The organism is Prevotella sp. C0026C3 (assembly GCF_056590795.1).
Window position 1 is genome coordinate 223,663 of record NZ_JBWPWW010000001.1, and the last position, 19,533, is coordinate 243,195.

Here is a 19,533-nt window from a genome sequence, read left to right on the forward strand (position 1 = left end):
ACTTGACATATTTTAACACGACAAAAGTTTCCCAAAATGAATTTCATATTAATAAATAAGCTATCTTTGCAAAAGCAATCAACTAACAACATAAGAACATTTAAAATACACTATTTACCCTATCATGATACAAACGGTTGTAAAGAGAGATGGTCGCATCGTTGGATTCAACGAGCAGAAGATTAGTGCGGCGATTCGTAAGGCCATGCTTCACACAGAAAAAGGAGAAGACGAAGCACTCATTGTCAAAATCACCGACCATGTAAACTTCAAAGGCAAGGCACAGATGACCGTAGAGGATATTCAAGATGCCGTAGAAAAAGAGCTGATGAAGAGTTCTCGTAAAGACGTTGCGCAGAAGTACATCCAGTATCGTAACCAGCGTTCGATAGCTCGCAAGGCTAAGACACGCGACATATTCTTGGACATCGTCAACATCAAAAGCAACGACGTGACGCGCGAAAATGCCAACATGAACGCCGATACACCGGCCGGAATGATGATGAAGTTTGCTTCAGAAACAACCAAACCGTTTGTCGACGATTACTTGTTATCAGAAGAAGTACGCGAGGCCGTACAGCATAACTATATCCATATTCATGATAAGGACTATTACCCTACCAAGTCGCTGACCTGTGTACAGCACCCGCTCGACATCATTTTGAAGCACGGATTCACCGCAGGGCATGGCAGCTCGCGCCCGGCTAAGCGCATCGAGACGGCTGCCGTATTGGCTTGTATCTCACTGGAGACATGCCAAAACGAGATGCACGGTGGGCAAGCTATCCCAGCCTTCGACTTCTATCTCGCTCCCTATGTACGTTTATCGTACCAGCAAGAAGTGAAGAATTTGGAGAAATTGTATGGCGAAGACTTCTCCGCGCTCTACGATGCAGAGATAGACGACTACATCAATCGACCTCTCGACGGCCTACAAGGAGCAGAGCGCGTAAAGCAACATGCCATCAACTCTACTGCCGGACGTGTACATCAGGCCATGGAAGCATTCATCCATAATATGAATACCATCCATAGCCGTGGAGGAAATCAGGTGGTATTCTCGTCTATCAACTACGGCACCGACACTTCGGCCGAAGGTCGTTGCGTGATGCGCGAGCTACTCATCTCCACCTACGAAGGCGTGGGTAATGGTGAGACTGCCATCTTCCCCATCCAAATATGGAAGAAGAAACGTGGCGTAAACTATCTGCCCGAAGACCGTAACTATGATCTTTACCAACTGGCATGCAAAGTAACGGCTCGTCGTTTCTTCCCGAACTTCCTGAATTTGGATGCTACTTTCAATCAAAATGAAAAATGGAGAGCCAACGACCCCGAACGTTATAATTGGGAAATTGCAACCATGGGATGTCGCACTCGTGTGTTTGAAAACAGATATGGAGACAAGACATCGGTGGGACGAGGCAACCTTAGTTTCACCACTATTAATATAGTAAAGCTCGCCATCGAATGTATGGGTATCGAAGACAAGGCAGAACGTATCAATAAGTTCTTTGCCAAGCTCGACGGTATGCTTGAGTTGACGGCCAAACAACTAGACGAACGATTCCAATTCCAAAAGACAGCTTACGCCAAGCAATTCCCATTACTCATGCGTTATCTATGGACCGGTGCCGATCATCTCAATGCCAACGACACCATAGAGAGCGTCATCAACCAAGGAACTTTGGGTATTGGATTCATCGGATTGGCCGAATGTTTGAAGGCATTGACAGGCCAACACCATGGCGAAAGCGAAGAGTCGCAGCAGTTGGGTGTAAAGATTGTCACCTATATGCGCGACCGCGTGAAAGATTTCTCAGAACAATACGGCCACAACTACAGTGTATTGGCCACACCGGCTGAGGGACTTTCGGGTAAATTCACGAAGAAAGACCGCAAGGAATTTGGCAACATTGAAGGCGTGACCGACCGCGACTACTACACCAACTCCAACCATGTACCGGTATATTATAAATGTTCGGCTCTGCATAAGGCTCAAGTAGAGGCTCCTTATCACGACTTAACACGTGGCGGTCACATCTTCTACGTAGAGATAGATGGCGACGCGACGCACAACCCACAGGTAATTATGAACGTGGTAGACATGATGGACAAGCTGAATATGGGCTATGGCTCGGTGAATCACAACCGTAATCGTTGTATGGACTGTGGTCATGAGAATGCCGATGTCAATTTGGATGCATGTCCAAAATGCGGTAGTCATCACATCGACAAGCTGCAACGCATCACCGGTTACCTCGTTGGTACAACCGATAGATGGAATCAAGGGAAATTGGCCGAGCTAAACGACCGCGTTACCCATATTGATACTCCAAAAGAATGATAAGTGTTTTAGACATCATACACGACACCACAGTAGACGGACCGGGCTTTCGTACCTCCGTCTACTGTGCCGGTTGTCCGAACGAATGTCCCGGTTGTCACAACCCACAATCGTGGGACATCAACAGCGGAACATCTATGACGACCCAGCAAATCATGCATGAAATCACGCAAGACCCATTTGCCAACGTCACATTCTCAGGTGGTGACCCTATGTTTCAAGCCGAAGGATTCTTGGAATTGGCACTGGCTATTCGACGCGAAACGAATAAAACAATTTGGTGTTTTTCGGGTTTTACTTTTGAAACCCTACAAAAAAAAGAGCACACTCGTGCGCTCTTAGAACAAATAGATGTATTGGTGGACGGCCCATTCGTGCAATCGCTACGCGATACCGACCTATTATTCCGCGGCTCATCCAATCAACGACTCATTGATGTACGCCGCTCTCTGACGGCCGGCAGTCCGATATTATTCGACTACCAACCATATCCCATAGCTATTTAATCATAAAAGAACGTTGCTTCAACCAATATCCGAAGAAACGATGAAGCAAGGTATTCAGTGCCGTCTTCACACTACTGACAGCCTTTAGTTTATAACCATTCACAAACAAATGGCTGAATGGCAAGGCCACACACCCTTCCGCAGCTATCGCTTCCAGTAAAGCTGCCTGCCCGGAACATACTATGTATAAGCGTTACGTAAATTACGTTGCGTAACGTACGCAATTTATTTGAAACCGCAAAATTTAAGGATTGATTCTGTTTAAAAGGCTATTAAACAGAATAAAATATTGGAATGAACTACTATAAATCATACTTTTGACGGAATGCCTGTTCTCGTTCTTGCGCCTGTTTCAAGAACGATTGGTATTCAGGAGCATCACTATTGAATGGACGATGAGCCAAAGCTTGCCCTATCGGTCGCCATTCTTCAATAAACTGAAAGGTTTGTTTGGAGAAGAAAGTCTCTCCAAAGCGCTGCCAAATATACGATACAGCTTGCTCACTGGGATGCAACATATCTTCACTATAGAAACGATAATCGCGCAATTCATCGTTCATCAACTCGTAAGCCTCAAAATACGTGACGCATTCGGGCATGGTCTGAACGAGTTGATGGGCTGCCAACAAGAGCGTAGATTTAGATAGTTGACTGCCATGATAACCATATTTGCGATAGCGAATAGGACTGACGGTCACAATAACATGTACCTGTGGATTCTTCTTCGTAAGCAGTTGAACAGCTTTCCGCAAATAATCCGTACACTGTTCTACACTCAATTCCTGCTCATCGAAAAGTATTTGTGGCCGCTTCTGACAGTTATCGACTATCTCACCGGTCTCTTTCAACACATACACATGGTTGGTACCGAGCGTAAATACAGCTACATCGGGCACATCACCCTCATATCGCTGCACAGTATGAAGGATGCTCGCGGGATTGTACATCACGCCAAACGGATTGACGACCACACGGAATTGCGAATCGGCAAAACGTCGACCGATGTTCTCGGCAAAGCATGAGCCAACGAAAAAGAGACGATGGCGTGGCTCAATGGTCCACGCCGAACTTGCTATATCGACTTTCGTTTGAAGTTCCATACATTCTAACTACGACTCACCTGCAGACCTGTAGTACTGAGACTCATATCCACGAAGCGGGCATTAGAGTTCAAACGATGGTCGTTGAGTATCTTCTTGATACGCGCAGCTGCCTCCGGATCTTTCGCAACCATATAGAGATAACCGCCTCCACCGGCTCCCGGCAACTTATAACCTAGACACAAATCGTCTATCAAAGCTGTTAGTTGAGCCACCTCGGCAGGATTTGTTCCAGCATCGAGTAGCTGATTCTGTTGCCAAGTGTGGCGAACCAACGTACCCATTGTATTGAATTCCTGTCTTAGCAACGCCTCGTACATCTCCTTGGTGTGTTCCTTCATGCGACGCAACAGTTCTATCTCATCGTGCTGATTGAGGAACATACGACGTACAATCTCACCCAATATGGTCTTTGCCGTGCGCGTAATACCCGTATAATATAATAGGTGACAAGCCTTGTATTCGGGTTGTACGAAGAGGTCGTTGGGTAAATAGCGTACATCAGGCGTCTGTTCAAAGCCTCTATCGGTTTGCAATAACTTCACTCCTTGAAGCAAACCACCAAACTGATCTTGCCATCCGCCACCCGTAGTAAGCAACTGTTCGAGCACCAATGTGCGTCTACCAATCTCGCTCTTATCCCACAACAGACCGCAGAAATCATTCAATGCACCCAAAACAGTAGCTGCAAGGATGCTACTTGTACCCAATCCACTGCCCGCAGGAATAGCAGACAGCATCGTAAGCTCGATACCGCTACCAAACGCACCAAGCTGTTGTTCGAGCGAAGCAAAACTTTCTTCACCATAAGAAGGATGGAAACCGGCCAAAGCCAAAGCAGCTTTCGGGATGGAGAACGGACTTCCCACGTGGTTGAAATCGCCCAATTGCTCGTACGTAGTAATCTCCTCGGCCGCACCAAGGTCGATACTTCGCAAGATGATATGGCGCTCCTTGCAAGGCTTTACATAGGTTTGCAAAGGCGGTTGACCGTTCAACTCTATGGCAAGATTTATGACTCGACCGCCTTCCATCAAACAATAAGGAGGCGTATCGGTCCATCCGCCGGCAATATCTATACGCACCGGACTACGTGCCCAGACGATTTGATCTTGATAAATGGTGGGATGTGGGCGCTGACCAGCCGCAGCTACCTGATCCATTAAACCTTGGCGTAACAATGAAAAAGCCTTTTCACCTTGTTCACTGTAACCCTGTTCTCCCTTCAAACGATGCAACTCGCTGCGGAACATCGCGTCATGAATACGCGTCATCAGCGGTTCTTCACCCGTCAATGCAGCCGGTTCAGGCAGATTAGCATCCGCATATTCCTTAGCAGCATCCTCTAAATCCACTTGATAAAAAACACTATGTTCATGATTACGGGCCAATGCCGGCCAGTTATCATTACGGAATGAGCGGCGTTGCGCAAAGAGTCGACGCAGATTAGCAACCGCAGAAATATCCTCGGCACTCATCTTTCGACATCCATCAAAGAGTTCTTGAGCCTCTCGACTCGCATCCAAGCCAAGCATATAGCGCAATACCACTCCTATATCCTCTACCGAATCAACCACCGGGAACATCGGTGTTTGCTGTAATTCTCCATCAAAACGGTCTTGGAAACCATAGGTACGAACCACGTATTGCGACTCTCCAACAGGCACAACGTCTACACATTGTCCGGCTTTCAACGTTAGTTCAAAATCATTTTCGGGCACACCGGTGATAATATGTTCGTGAGACAGCGTCCAATGCGAGCCCACACAGCTATTCTCTACCCACAGATTCTGGTTTTCAGCGGTCAGTTTTACACGCAACAGACAGTTCTGTACGAACATTGAAGGATGCGGTTTGCGTGAGTGATGCATGATTTTACGCTGGTCGTTCTCCAAATTTTGAACGGCCAAAGTAGAAGAAAGAAGTTCGTGAGATGTCCCAAAATGGTAGAATTCTCCACCCGGTAACGGCAAAACAGCGACTTTCAATTGCGCTATTTCTTCGTCAAGCATCGTCGGATGGGTACCCAAACAGCAACCGAAATCGCTATACATGTCATAGTTGACAAGCTTTCCATCCTTCATCGAACGCTTCATCATCAACTCGATAGCACGGTCGCTGAAAAGCCAAATACCAATATCCGTGAGATAAAAATAATCCTTCAACAAGCCGTTCAACGTCTCCACTGACGGCTTTTGCAGCATACATTTCATCACACCGGGTGTCTGTCGAGACGATACAAAGACTCCGTGGTCTTTCGCAATGCTTGAATCAAGCCACAGTCCATAACAAACGACGTCGGCATCGGGTATTTCCTGCAATGGTTTCGTGGCACGAATATACACGTCACCACTTACTATCATGGTGTGAAGATGCTCCGGAGCAGCCTCCATGATACGTTCATAGAGAGGTATTTGCAGTGACAACAGGTCTTGAGAAAGGCGCTGTCCACGTTCCCAACGGAACACGGGAATAGGCGTAAGAATCTTTCCGGAAGGCGCATACGAAGGCAATCGACGGCTTTGTCCGCCGGCATGGAGCAGCAATCTACGCTCACTGCCGAGCCATTCGTGCATATCTTGGCCTTGTGCCCACGCTTCATGGCAAGCTTGTAACAACCACGTGGAACCACCACCGGAGCCTAACTTATGCCCAACAGGGTCGTTGGTACAAAACCATTCATCACGAGAATAACCGGTAAGGTCATGGAAACAACCTACCAAATTAGGAGGGAGCGAAAGGAGTTTCTTCATTTTTGTAGATTTTATCTCTTGCAAAAATAAGAAAAAAAACTCACATTCGCCCCCTGGAGAATCAGAAAATAAGGATTTCCTGTGTACTATCGTACTCTTATAAGGTCTTCAAAATCTCATCACAGAGTTCATACGACTTCACCATCATGCGTGGGATATGGAACGGTCCTTTGTAAAGATTACCCTTAGCAGGCTGTGCTACCGTTCCATCGCGATGCAAATAACCATACCATTCACCGAATTGTGCATCGGGGAAGTGGGCGTATGTCCACTCACTTATCTGCCGATGACGGTACAAATATTCGTCATCACCGGTAGCCAAGTAAGCATAAAGCGAAGAGATAATGGTCTCACACTGCGGCCACCAGAACTTCATATCCTGCGAATAATCCTGTGGAGGCAAGTTCTTACAGTCTACAAAGTTGATAATACCACCGTATTGTTTATCCCATCCCCAGTTCCACGACCAGTTAAAGATGGTAAGAGCCATATCAGTAAGCTTCTTATCCCAACCACGATGGCGCGACTCTTCCAACAGGAACCAAGACGTTTCGATACAGTGACCGGGGTTGATAGCACGCGTCATATTGGTATCTACAAACTCACCATTAGGACCTACAGTCTCCAACAAAGCCTTAAACTCCGGATGTATGAAATATCTTTGCAATTTATCTATGGACTCATCAATCTGCTGAGTGAGCTTCGGATCGTCACAAACCTTTCGCAAACACGAGGCTACATTGATTAAAATCATCACAATGGAATGACTCTGGAGATTCACTTCCGGCTCAAATTTTGCTGGCAAAAAGCCCGGAGTATTGAGGAATCGAACAGCATCGGAGAATATATCCATTGCTCTTTGAGCATACTTCTTATCTCCTGTAGCCAAAGAATATTCCGACATAGCTATAGCGGCAAATGTCTCCGAGAATACATAACGACGCTTACGGAGTGGCGTTCCCTCTGCCGTAACAGAGAAATACATATGTCCCTGCTCATCGAAACAATGCTTCTCGATAAATTCCAAGGTGCTGGCAGCAGCATCCAACCACTGCTGATTCTTCTCTATATGATTGTATGCGTATGCACAAACAAAGGCAAAACGCCCTTGAAACCATACCGATTTCGTCGTATCCATCAGTGTTCCATCACGGTCTACACACGTATAAACGCCACCATTCTGCCGATCCCAACCATGTTCCATCCAAAATGGCATGATGATTTTTGTCAAATCATTCTTGTAAGAATTCGCCCAAAAGCTCAAATATTCCTTTTTGTCCATAGCTATATATTTTGCCTGCAAATCATTTTTTATGCGACATGATGCAAAATTAGTTCTTTTTGACCAAGATTCCAAAAGATTCTAGTATTTTATTTTATATTTAATCAAAATATTTATAAATTAATCCTTATTTCCAAACAAATACTCATTAAGTCGTTTTAACGAATCATATAAAGCGTTCTTATCATATAGTTTTCCACCGTAAAACACACCAATATCAGCAATTTTTCTTATTTTTGCATTGAGCAAACAATATAAAGATGTACCTTTTTATATATGGGAAGTACATCATAGGAATTTCAAAGCGTCAAGAAATGAGAAGAACAGCCTGCATCATAGCGCTATGCTGTGCTTGCTTCACAACCACACTTGCCAAGAGCGGTAACCAAAAATTAATCAAGGCTACCGACTCCAACATCCTCTATACAGGTAGAACAGCCCAACAAGCAGACGGTAGCGTCTCTTACGATTGGGTAGGTACCTACGTACAGACGCGCTTTACTGGTAATTCTATCGCCGTCAATATATCCGAAATCGACACCAGTTATCATAACATATTTATCGATAATCGCCTTATAGACAAGATAAAAGTATCGGGACGGGAGCCTCACAAGGTTGTGTTGGCAGAGAATTTAGGTAAAGGCACACACACCTTGAGATTGCAAAAGTGTACCGAAGGCGAGTACGGGTGTACTACTATCCACGGCTTTTACGTAGACAAGGGTGCTCAATTAAGTCCCGTAGCTCGCAAAAGCAGGATGATAGAAATCATCGGCGACTCCTACACTTGTGGCTATGGAACAGAGGGTAAGAAAGCCACTGAGCGTTTCAAGCTATCCACCGAGAACTGTAACAAAGCCTATGGTTGCATCATTGCTCGTTATTTCGATGCCGACTATGCCCTCGTAGCTCACTCCGGCCGAGGCATGGTGCGTAACTATGGCGACAGCGTACGAGTTTCAAAAGCTAACATGAGCGACCGTTATGGGCTTTTGTTCGACGCCCATGGCACACAGGCTTACGACTTCAAAGCCTATCATCCCGACTTGGTCATCATCAATCTTGGCACCAACGACTTCTCACCCATTGCCATTCCGAGTAGCGCACAATACGTCGGTGCCTACGTCAAGCTCATCAAACGCGTCAAAACCAACTATGGAGACGTACCTGTACTTTGCATTCTCCCTCACTCGGCCAACGTATATCTACAGGCCAATTTCAGAGAATTAAAGACCGCCATAGCCAATTTGCAGAAAGTATATCTCGCAGCTCCGATGCTCAACATCGTCAGTGAGGAGTTTGATACAGGCTCTGATTGGCATCCAAATTATCAAGGACAACAAAAAATCGCCATGACACTCATTCCTCAGATTTCAATGATAATGGGTTGGCAACTTAATACCGACATACAATGATTAATATCTTCCAAGACGAGAAAGACTCTAAAAACATGCTTATCAAGAACAAGATAGTAGAGTTTTTCATTCACAACGGCAACTCTACCAATACAGATTTGTCGAAAGAGTTGAATCTGAGCATCCCCACAGTCTCTAAACTCATCAATGATATGAGCGACGAGGGATTTGTACTAGAATATGGCAAGCAGGAAACTAGCGAAGGCCGAAAACCCATCTTATACGGCTTGAACCCCGATTCCGGCTACTTCGTCGGAGTTGACATGGGACAAGACTGTATCCATATGGGACTGATGAATTTCCGCGGGGAACTCATCAACCTGCTCATGGATATTCCTTTCCAATACGCCAATACGATGGAATCGCTCAACGACTTGTGTCAACACATCAACAAATTCATCGATTCCCTCGAAATTTCGCGCAAAAAGATTCTCAACGTCAACCTCAACATTCCCGGTCGTGTGAACTCCGGAACCGGCTATAGCTACAGTTTCTACAACGTATCTGAGGAACCTTTGACAGCCATATTGACTGAGAAGATTGGTATTCATACCAACATTGACAACGATACGCGTGCCATGGCCTACGGTGAATACATGCAAGGATGTGTGAAAGGAGAAAAAGATATCATTTTCATCAACATGAGTTGGGGACTTGGTATGGGCATCATCCTCGAAGGTCATCTCTATAAAGGCAAGTCGGGATATGCCGGTGAGATTGGTCACATGCCTTATTTCGACAACGAAATCATCTGCCATTGCGGTAAAAAGGGATGTTTGGAGACCGAAACATCAGGCCGTGCGTTCTATCGCAAAGTGAAAGAGCACATCGAAGCCGGCGAAACCTCCATCCTATCACAAGACGGACAGACCAACTTCACCATGGAAGAGCTCATCAATGCCACTAATCGTGAAGACCCTTTGTGTCTGGAAGTGCTGGAGCAGATAGGTCTTAACCTAGGCAAAGCCTTAGCCGGTATCATCAACATATTCAATCCCGACTTGGTTGTTATTGGCGGAACGATGTCACAGACTGGCAACTTTTTGATGCACTCCATTGAGACCAGTGTGCTCAAATACTCACTCAATCTCGTCAATAAAGACTCTCACATCGTACAATCCAAGCTAAAAGAGCGTGCCGGTGTCATCGGAGCGTGTATGCTCGCCCGTAAGGTTGTGATTGAAGAGCAGTAAAAATAAAAGTCAGAAAGACTCCCCCTTGCCGTGTTATAATCTATATTCAAGGAGTATAGGGGACAGTCTTGTCAGACTGGAAGTTAGTTATATACGCTATCCGGAGACTGTCTTCGCTATCGCTTGATAGTCCCCGGCTATTGAAAGGGTTGTTCTTCGGACAAGAATACACTCCAATACAGTCGCTCCTTATAAATCTTTTATAGTCTTTCATCCTTATTCTCTCATTTATCTTTTAACCATCCCTCTCTTTTTGAAAAGCCTCTCCCCAGCCATTATCTCCCTCGTTTACCATCGCACCGGCTACGCCGACAGCGACAATTCGGTCGATGACCAATGGTTCTCCAAAAAGAGAGGGAGAAAGAAATGAACCTTTTCCATACCACAACTTAAGAACTCATCAACTCAAAAACTTATAAACTAAAGCCTAAACTCGTCTACTTGTAAACTCTATAGTTCCTCCCTTCTCCCTTAAGAGAACTTGGATAGGGCTTATTTTGCACCATTTAGCTATGATACGGAAGACTTTCCGTATCTACAGAAGCCCCACCCCAACCCTCCCCATAAAGGGGAGAGAGTAAGAAATGAACCTTCCCCGTCCTACAATTTAAGAACTCATAAACTCAAGAACTAACAAACTCCCCCCAAAAAATCGTCTACTTGTCAACTTAAAACCTTCTCCCTCCCCTTTTGGGGAGGGTTGGGGTGGGGCTATAGAGGGTCGGGGTGAGGTTACTGCAAGGCCTTAACAACATTGCTGCCACAGCCGGACAGCATTACTAAAAAGGCTCCGCAGCAATGCTGCGGAGCCTTTGCATTCATTTTATATCTTGATAATGATTACCTATTTGGCACACCATTATGAGGAAACCTAGTCCCTATCAACTACTATTCCAATTCCTTTGGCTGTCGTCGAGCCGAGAATATACCTAATATTATAAGGAGAAGAAGGACAGCATAAGATACATATGCCACGGTTTCAGTTTGGTCTACACTCTTCGGATAGAAGCAGAGAACGACCTTATGTTGGCCGGGCTTCACGTTCAAAGCACGCAATACATAGTTTACACGTCCCAATTCTACGGGCTGACCATCAACGGTTGCGGTCCATTCGGGATAGAAAATCTCCGAGAATACCACTACTCCACCCTTCGTAGAATTTACGTCATAATGCAGTTCATTGGGTTCATAAGAAGTCAATGTGACGATAGACGTTCCGTCTTGATGCGTAGCCTCACCTAGTTGGGTGCGGAATTTAGCATCTGCCACTGCTTCATGACGCAGATTCAAGCGACCCAGTGCATCAAGTTCTTGATTGGCATTATCCACATACGACAACTTATCCACAAACCAAGCATTACCATATACGTATGGATTCTGCACGTCAACAGTCTGATTATTCTGCAATGGAAGAATGAAATGCTTAGCATTCAGCATATTCAGTACAGGGTAAATGGAGTCTCCAGCAACCTTGGTCATATCGCCACCAGCCTGTGATATGGCCGGCAAAATCTTACGCATCTCAGGCTGAATATACGCCTCGATGAGTTCTTGATAACGGCGTAGCTTCGCAGCATGGTAACCACCGATACTCTTATGATAGTAAGAGGTCTCATTCTCATTAAATGTATTCGAAGCCAAATTCAACACTCGATAGTCCAACGACTTGTCACGCAATATTTGACGGTCTACATTTGTCATGACTTGAGGGGCTTCGCGCACGCTCTTCTCTACAAACATATCATCGTTGAGATAACGCTTATTCACCTGCCACATGTCTATCAGACAGAGCAACGCCACCGCTCCTATCATGTATTCAGCCTTCAACTTGCGAGCTTTGAAGAGCAAGAGGAGGAATGTGCCCACCACAATAATCCAGAAAGAACGCCAACAGTCAGCCACAAAAATAGCACGACGCATTTCTCGGAGATTTCCTTCTATAGCCCCAAGGTACTCTGCCGGTATGCTTTTCAAAGCATTCATCTCTGAAGAAGAGATAAAATCGACGAAGAACATATTGGGCATAAGAGCAAAGAGCAAGGCTATACCGCCTGTTAAGGCAAAACTTATATAGACGAACTTTATCTTCTTAGTCAGCAAATCGGGCTCGTCTACTATCTTCTTCAAAGCCAACATGGCCAGCAAGGGAATCGTAAACTCAGCCATAACGAGGATAGATGCCACCGTGCGGAACTTGGAATACATCGGCACATTGTCCAAGAAGAAATCAGTAAACGGCATGAAGTTACGCCCCCAAGACAAAAGGATAGAGAGTATCGTAGCTGCCAAAAGTGCCCACTTCATTGGCCCTTTGACAATAAACAGGCCGAGAATGAACAACATCAACACAAAGGCACCCACATAGACAGGGCCACTGGTGCCGGGCTGTTCGCCCCAATACTGGCCTAACTGCTGATAGATTTGCATGTATTCAGGGTTGGCTTTCTCCATCGCAGTCTTATTAGCTGCCAATGGAACCGATGCCCCGCCCTTGGTATTGGGTACGAGAAGTGTCCAAGTCTCGTCCACCCCATAACTCCATTGTGTGATATAATCACGGTCAAGTCCCGAATTTGTTTGATTGGCTGCATTCTTCTTAACGAGCTCACTCTTCCCTCTCATCGACTCTTGTGAGTACTGCCACGTGTGATAGAGATTGGATAGGTTCAGGCTAATGCCGATAGCGGCACCTATCAAGCACACACCAGTAGCCTTCCAGAAGCGAGACAACTGCTTTTCGCGAATGGCTTCGACTAAGAAAGCAATTAGCATGAAGAAGATGATGAACAGATAATAATAGGTCATCTGCACGTGGTTGGCGTTCACTTCAAACGCTGAGAAGATGGCAGTGACTATTAATCCCGTCAAGAACTTGCCCCGATAAGCCAATACCACACCCGCTATCATCGGCGGAAGATAGGCCAATGCCATGACTTTCCAAATGTGTCCGGCCGCAATAATGATAAAGAAATAACTGGAAAATGCCCAAATAATAGAACCCAGAACGGCCAACGAATGGCGGAAATCAAATGCCCTAAGCAAGATATAAAAGCCAAGCAAATAGGCAAAAACAAACCAAACATTCTCCGGTAACCACAGATGATAGGCATTGATGGCCTGTTTGAGTGCCGTCGTACTGCTATACGATGGTGCCGTCTGATACGTCGGCATACCACTAAACGCAGAGTTCGACCATCGGGTCATCTTTCCCGTGCGTTCATAATAGGCTGCTTGTTCTTGCGCTGCACCTCTACCGGCCGACGAATCATGACGATATAAGATTCTTCCCTCAATATCCGCGGGGAAGAAATAAGCGAAAGAAATCACAGCAAATAATACAACTGCCACAATATCGGGCCAGTAAGTCTTCAATGCTTTCATAAATAAATGTTTATTTTATAGATGCAAAAATAAGGAAATAGTTGCAAACCAACAAGAAAACCCATGTACAACAAGACTCCATGAAAGTTTTTTCGTAAATTTGCAAGAAATATAATCCGGGCATCGAATGTTCTGAAGTAAATGGGAGAAAACAGTAGTAAAAACCTCTATAAGACTTGTAGTTAACCGACATATGTCCATTAACTGCCGATAACTCCAATGCCTAACAAAGGCATTTAACTCCCGACGACTTCTAGTTGAGCAGTCATGCGAAAAGTAAGAAATAGATTTAAGACATGAATATAGGATTAATCGTAGCCATGGACAAGGAGTATAAGCAGCTACACGCGCTTCTCCACGATGTCCATACCGAGCTACATGCCGGTCGAGAATTTCTTCTCGGCACTGTCGGCCAACACCATATTATATTACAACAATGCGGTATTGGTAAGGTCAACTCGACCATTGGTGCCGTCGAGATGATAACCCATTACCAGCCCGACTTGATAATTTCGTCGGGTTGTGCAGGCGGTGCCGACACGTCACTCAACGTGACCGATGTAGTAGTGTCTACTTCATGCACCTACCACGATGCTTATTGTGGCTCGGAATGCCAACCCGGACAGATTCTCGGAATGCCGGCTCGATTCAATTCACCCGATGAGTTGGTAAAGAAAGCATTAAGCATTGAGGCCGAGACCAACGTACGTACAGGACTCATTGTGAGCGGAGAGTGGTTTGTAGACAGCCGTGAGAAGATGGCATCTATCCTCAATCAATTCCCCGAAGCGATGGCCGTAGACATGGAAAGCTGCTCCATTGCACAGACTTGTCATATCTATGGCGTACCGTTCATCTCATTCCGAATTATCAGCGATGTACCTTTGAAAGACCGTAAGGCACAACAATATTTTGATTTTTGGGATCGTATGGCCGACGGTTCGTTTGAAGTGACGCGCCGTTTCTTAGAAAGATTAGATTAACATTCCTCATTTCACCGGTTTGGAAGTTAGCAGGAGTCAACAGAAGTAAAAGCCTCTTCGAGGCAAGAAGTCAACAGACAATTGTCTATTAACTCCCATTTGTAACTCCAACACCCCATAGGCGTTTAACTTCTGATAACTTCGGAATTGAGTAGAACTACGAAACAAGAATAAAACGATTACAATATTTACATCATGGATAAAATACCTTCATTCACCATAGACCACAACCGCCTGTTGCGCGGCATCTATGTTAGTCGCCAAGACACCGTCGGGGGCGAGACCGTCACGACGTTTGACATTCGTATGAAAGAACCCAATCGCGAGCCGACTTTGCACGTTGGCGCCATCCACACCATCGAACATCTGGCTGCAACCTATCTTCGTAACGACTCGGAGTGGAAAGATAGCATTATCTACTGGGGGCCAATGGGATGTCTCACGGGCAATTATCTTGTAATGAAAGGCGACTTAAAGAGTAGCGACATCGTAGAATTGATGAAAAAGACTTTTGAGTTTGTAGCCAATTTTGATGGAGAAATTCCCGGTGCAGCACCCAAAGATTGCGGCAACTATCTGCTCCACGACCTTCCGATGGCGCGTTGGGAGTCGCGTAAATACCTCAATGAGGTGCTGAATGTCATCAAAGATGAGAACTTGAACTACCCACGGTAATTCTCCATAGCGTTACTATGGGCATAAGAAATAAAAGAAAAGACACATCAAAAAGAGATTGGTCGCTTATTTGCAACATCTCTTTTCGATTGCTTTCGCCATCACTTGGCATGGCCTTACTTTATTTCTTGTTCCTTTGGATAGCATGGGACACCCCATTGGTTCAGCATATTGGCGAGGAATTACGTAACTTTGGCATTCCTCTCCTGCTTGGTCTGATTGTCGTCATTTGTACTTGGAACATAGATGATGCATTCCCTTGGATCAGCAACAGTCGATTTTCGTTCTCAAGTTTAACCATGGCCGGCACGTTATTTCTTGGAATTGTCATTGGTTTCCAGATGAATCAATGGAAAAGTAGCGTACTCCATGTAGAGACATTGCAACAGATAAAAAACTTAATGGAGACCGATTGGGTGCACGTTTCGCACTTGGAAACAGACACAACATACAGCAGAACGTACACACATGTGGTTTCTCGACCTCAAAGGCATGGTGCAGACAAGCTCTATTTTGAGATGTTGGATGTGTACGAAGTCAACAAAATGCCCAATGTATATGTTGGAACAAAGTTCACTAGTCGCGAATATAGTGCCATGACGAGCGAAGAAAAGCTTAATCAATACTACAACGATTTCTTCCATCAGGGTATTAACCGCCATGCTTACCCGCTCTATAACCAACCTTATTTGCTCAAACACGAACACCATTCTGATTTATACAAGGGATTTGTACATGCGATTACGAATGGTCATTTCAATGATTTGTCGACCGATGACGCCATTATCTTCCGATTAGCAGACGAGAGTGAGAGTCACAGTGGGCATTTCAATATAGCCGTCATCTGCTGGATTGCCCTCGCATATAGCCTCATCATCATTCTCATTGTGATTTTTGGCAAACCCGATCGTAAGAAATATGAAGAACGAGATGATTTGTTGTTGAGAACAATATTCAATTTCTTACTAACCTCACCGGTTGATGCTAAAGAGGAAAAGCATAAAGGAGAGATTCGTAAATCGGAAAAGACGGAGCATACATGGCACATCATCATGGCCATACTTATAGCTCTTCCTCCCATCGTCAGTATTGTTTATTACTTGGCCATGGTGTTTTCGGGCGTCAGTCTCATGTCGCCCGACGTCTCCGAAATCATCAGTTGGGGTGGCGCCAATAGCTACTTGGTGATGGGATTAGGTGAATGGTGGCGCATCGCTACGGCTTTCTTCTTACACGGAAATCTCATGCATATTGCGTATAACCTCATTAATTATTGGCTCATCTTATACTTATATGTATTTGCGATAGGCAGCCGTAGAGTCATTTTATCTTTCTACATCACCGGCCTTCTTAGTACTTCCTGTGCCATTCTCTTCTCTCCGCACACCGTGATAGGTATTTCCGGCGGACTCATGGGGATGTATGGCTATATTATCATCAACTCTCTCTTAACTCCAAAACACAAAGACGGCATTTGGTTTCCTGTCATCATGGTCGGCATAACTCTCCTTTTCAGTTTCCAAGCCACCGTCAGTTTGGCCGGCCATCTATCGGGCTTGCTAGTAGGTATCATTCTTGCCATTATCTATTATTTATACGATCGAAGAGAGACTATATTAGATTAAATATCTTCATTGCCAATGAAGATATTTTAGAAAAACCTTCATTACGAACGAAGATATTCTAGAATATCATTCGTTATGAATGAAAACTTTTTGCTATCTTTGCCCATATTCATCATCCTTACAGGCATATGATACCTAAACAACTATTGATTCAAATTATTCTTGACCAGCAAAATATCCGTTTAAAAGACGAAGTTGCGCGAGACATTCAACCTCAATGGCTTGAAAGCGAAGAGATAGTAGTTGTCTCTGGAGTAAGAAGATGTGGTAAATCTGTGCTGATACAGCAAATGAGAAAGAGGATGAAAGAACAAGATTTCTTCCTTAATTTCGATGATGATCGCCTCATCAAATTCACCATAGAAGATTTCCAACTACTCCAAGAATGCTTGATAGAGCTCTTTGGAGTACAACATACCTATTATTTTGACGAAATACAGAATATAAAAGGTTGGGAACTCTTTGTACGAAGACTCTATAATAGCAGTAATAAGATTTTTATTACAGGTTCTAATGCCAATATGTTAAGCCGCGAATTAGGCACACATCTCACCGGGAGATATATTGCAATAGAATTGTATCCGTTCTCTTTCAAAGAGTTCTTGACCTATAATAAGATAGAACATTCTACCAAAACCATAGCGACAACAGTTGGAACCGCCACGATGCTCGCCCAATTTAAGAGATACATGAAGCAAGGAGGATTCCCTGCTTTCCTTAGAAATCAAACAAGAGAATATATATCCGGAATATACGAGAGCATTATATATCGCGACGTATTGCTGCGAAATGGCATCACTAACGAACGCGAAGTACTCGAACTCATGCACTATCTTGCCAGTAACGCAGCCAAACGTCATACCTATAGTTCGTTAGGAAAGGTTGTAGGTCTCAAACATCCCGAAACCATCAAGAACTATTTAAATGCTATTAGCGACACTTATCTCATCTTTCAATTAACAAAATATGCTCCATCCGTAAAGACTCAGAGTGCCAGTGCCAAGAAAATATATCTTATAGACAACGCTATTATCAGCACAATAGGCTTCAACCCGACTGACAATATCGGCATCCTGCTAGAAAATTTAGTATTCATCGAGCTCAAACGCAGGCAACTCGATGTATATTATTATGCCAATAAAGGAGAATGCGACTTTGTTGTTAGACATGGCGTTACACTCACTGAAGCCTATCAAGTGACCATGAGTATCAGCGAAGAAAAAACCAAACAGCGAGAAATGAAAGGATTAATAGAAGTTGCGAAAGCAGAGCATACTAGCAAAAACTACATCCTTACGATGGACGAAGAATGCACTATTACCGAAGAAGGCCTCACTATTGAAGTAAAGCCTATTTGGAAATGGCTGCTAGACCAACCCTCTATAAATCAAACTTATACCCAGCCGTAATCGTAAAACAGTGGTTATGATTTTCGGCTCCCTTTGTTATTTTACTCAAACCAAGATGATAACACGCCTCTACAACGACATTCATGTATTCGTATGAGACACCCATAGGGATGGAAAATTCCGTCTTATTGCACTGTTCCATGCGGTCTTTCGTCGTCTGAGTCATCTCGCCATAGGTATAAACTCCACTCTTATTTACCTTATATGGAGTATCCTCCCTACTCTCTTTGGCATTGACCAACCGCGCAAACTGTACTCCTATTTTCACAGCCAGACCGCGAGTAGCATAGTAATTCACCAACAAAGGCACGGTCACATAGTCCAAATTGATATGGTGATGATGGCTTCCGATAAACTCTTCATCTTCGGAAACCTTGATCGGAACCTGTATACGATAATCGGAATAACGGCATCCCTGCATGGAATAAAAGGCACCCAGCGACACACTAATATGAGTAGTTGCTTGATACTCCCCCTGTAATCCGCCCACAAAACCAGCCTTAAAATGAGAATCTAGCGTTCCATCATAAGTATTGAGCCCCATATTTGCCATATTAGCCAACGTGATACCCACTTTCGGTATCAACGAAAATGTTCCTTGATGACTCTGTGCTTGTGCGACTACAAACACGGCAGTTAGCGCTAAAAACAACACCAAACGTTTCATAGCTTTATCTTTTGATTATTAAAAGATAAACGCACCACAATCCAAAATATTGCAAAGGAAAGCCTAAATCACATTAAGTTTTTATAGCTAACAACATAGGTTGCTCCCCTCTCTCGCTTTTATTTATTACCTTTGCATAAGATAAGCTGCACTCGGCAATTTGAGAATGAATTCTCATTGCGCTCATTTGCATTACC

The 19,533-nt window shown here is 44.5% G+C and carries 14 protein-coding genes; 8 read left to right on the forward strand and 6 right to left on the reverse strand.

The features are described from left to right. Positions 1 to 124 precede the first annotated feature (124 nt). Positions 125 to 2,347 (forward strand): anaerobic ribonucleoside triphosphate reductase, encoded by a 2,223-nt coding sequence (locus tag AC1EK4_RS00865; RefSeq protein ID WP_036899192.1) that lies wholly within the window; start codon positions 125 to 127, stop codon positions 2,345 to 2,347. Beyond that, entirely contained in the window at positions 2,344 to 2,853 is a 510-nt protein-coding gene (nrdG, locus tag AC1EK4_RS00870; protein WP_480356646.1) for an anaerobic ribonucleoside-triphosphate reductase activating protein, read from the forward strand. The genes AC1EK4_RS00865 and nrdG overlap by 4 nt, the downstream gene beginning before the upstream one ends. Positions 2,854 to 3,155: 302 nt before the next feature. On the opposite strand, the gene AC1EK4_RS00875 is transcribed toward nrdG, so the two are convergent. From AC1EK4_RS00875 to AC1EK4_RS00885, 3 genes are all read right to left on the reverse strand, one after another. Beyond that, positions 3,156 to 3,953: a GSCFA domain-containing protein gene (locus AC1EK4_RS00875; protein ID WP_480356648.1), complete on the reverse strand. Its 798-nt coding sequence runs from the start codon at positions 3,951 to 3,953 to the stop codon at positions 3,156 to 3,158. Positions 3,954 to 3,958: 5 nt separating this feature from the next. Then, the gene (locus AC1EK4_RS00880) at positions 3,959 to 6,706 is read right to left on the reverse strand and encodes a bifunctional fucokinase/fucose-1-phosphate guanylyltransferase (RefSeq protein ID WP_480356649.1); all 2,748 of its coding nucleotides are present in this window, start codon (positions 6,704 to 6,706) and stop codon (positions 3,959 to 3,961) included. 97 nt (positions 6,707 to 6,803) lie between these two features. Beyond that, positions 6,804 to 7,988: an AGE family epimerase/isomerase gene (locus AC1EK4_RS00885; RefSeq protein WP_480356650.1), complete on the reverse strand. Its 1,185-nt coding sequence runs from the start codon at positions 7,986 to 7,988 to the stop codon at positions 6,804 to 6,806. A 314-nt stretch (positions 7,989 to 8,302) separates the two neighbouring features. On the opposite strand from AC1EK4_RS00885, the gene AC1EK4_RS00890 reads away from it, so the two are divergent. Further along, positions 8,303 to 9,403, forward strand: coding sequence for an SGNH/GDSL hydrolase family protein (locus AC1EK4_RS00890; RefSeq protein WP_480356651.1), 1,101 nt, complete (start codon positions 8,303 to 8,305; stop codon positions 9,401 to 9,403). Beyond that, positions 9,400 to 10,596: an ROK family transcriptional regulator gene (locus tag AC1EK4_RS00895; RefSeq protein ID WP_480356653.1), complete on the forward strand. Its 1,197-nt coding sequence runs from the start codon at positions 9,400 to 9,402 to the stop codon at positions 10,594 to 10,596. The genes AC1EK4_RS00890 and AC1EK4_RS00895 overlap by 4 nt, the downstream gene beginning before the upstream one ends. A 235-nt stretch (positions 10,597 to 10,831) precedes the next feature. Here AC1EK4_RS00895 and AC1EK4_RS00900 read toward each other — a convergent pair whose 3' ends face one another. Beyond that, entirely contained in the window at positions 10,832 to 10,984 is a 153-nt protein-coding gene (locus AC1EK4_RS00900; RefSeq protein ID WP_156958392.1) for a hypothetical protein, read from the reverse strand. Between the two features lie 500 nt (positions 10,985 to 11,484). Then, a complete protein-coding gene (locus AC1EK4_RS00905) occupies positions 11,485 to 13,977 on the reverse strand; it encodes a YfhO family protein (protein WP_480356654.1) in 2,493 nt (830 codons plus the stop codon). A 296-nt stretch (positions 13,978 to 14,273) separates the two neighbouring features. On the opposite strand from AC1EK4_RS00905, the gene AC1EK4_RS00910 reads away from it, so the two are divergent. The 4 genes from AC1EK4_RS00910 to AC1EK4_RS00925 all read left to right on the forward strand — a co-directional run bounded on the left by AC1EK4_RS00910 (position 14,274) and on the right by AC1EK4_RS00925 (position 18,669). Further along, positions 14,274 to 14,960, forward strand: coding sequence for a 5'-methylthioadenosine/adenosylhomocysteine nucleosidase (locus AC1EK4_RS00910; RefSeq protein WP_480356656.1), 687 nt, complete (start codon positions 14,274 to 14,276; stop codon positions 14,958 to 14,960). Positions 14,961 to 15,155: 195 nt separating this feature from the next. After that, a complete protein-coding gene (locus AC1EK4_RS00915; protein ID WP_036900025.1) occupies positions 15,156 to 15,635 on the forward strand; it encodes an S-ribosylhomocysteine lyase in 480 nt (159 codons plus the stop codon). Between the two features lie 110 nt (positions 15,636 to 15,745). After that, entirely contained in the window at positions 15,746 to 17,260 is a 1,515-nt protein-coding gene (locus tag AC1EK4_RS00920) for a rhomboid family intramembrane serine protease (RefSeq protein ID WP_480356657.1), read from the forward strand. 128 nt (positions 17,261 to 17,388) lie between these two features. Continuing rightward, entirely contained in the window at positions 17,389 to 18,669 is a 1,281-nt protein-coding gene (locus AC1EK4_RS00925; protein ID WP_480356659.1) for an ATP-binding protein, read from the forward strand. Here AC1EK4_RS00925 and AC1EK4_RS00930 read toward each other — a convergent pair. Next, entirely contained in the window at positions 18,641 to 19,336 is a 696-nt protein-coding gene (locus AC1EK4_RS00930) for a porin family protein (protein ID WP_036900031.1), read from the reverse strand. The two genes, AC1EK4_RS00925 and AC1EK4_RS00930, sit on opposite strands and share 29 nt — an antisense overlap. Positions 19,337 to 19,533 lie beyond the last annotated feature (197 nt).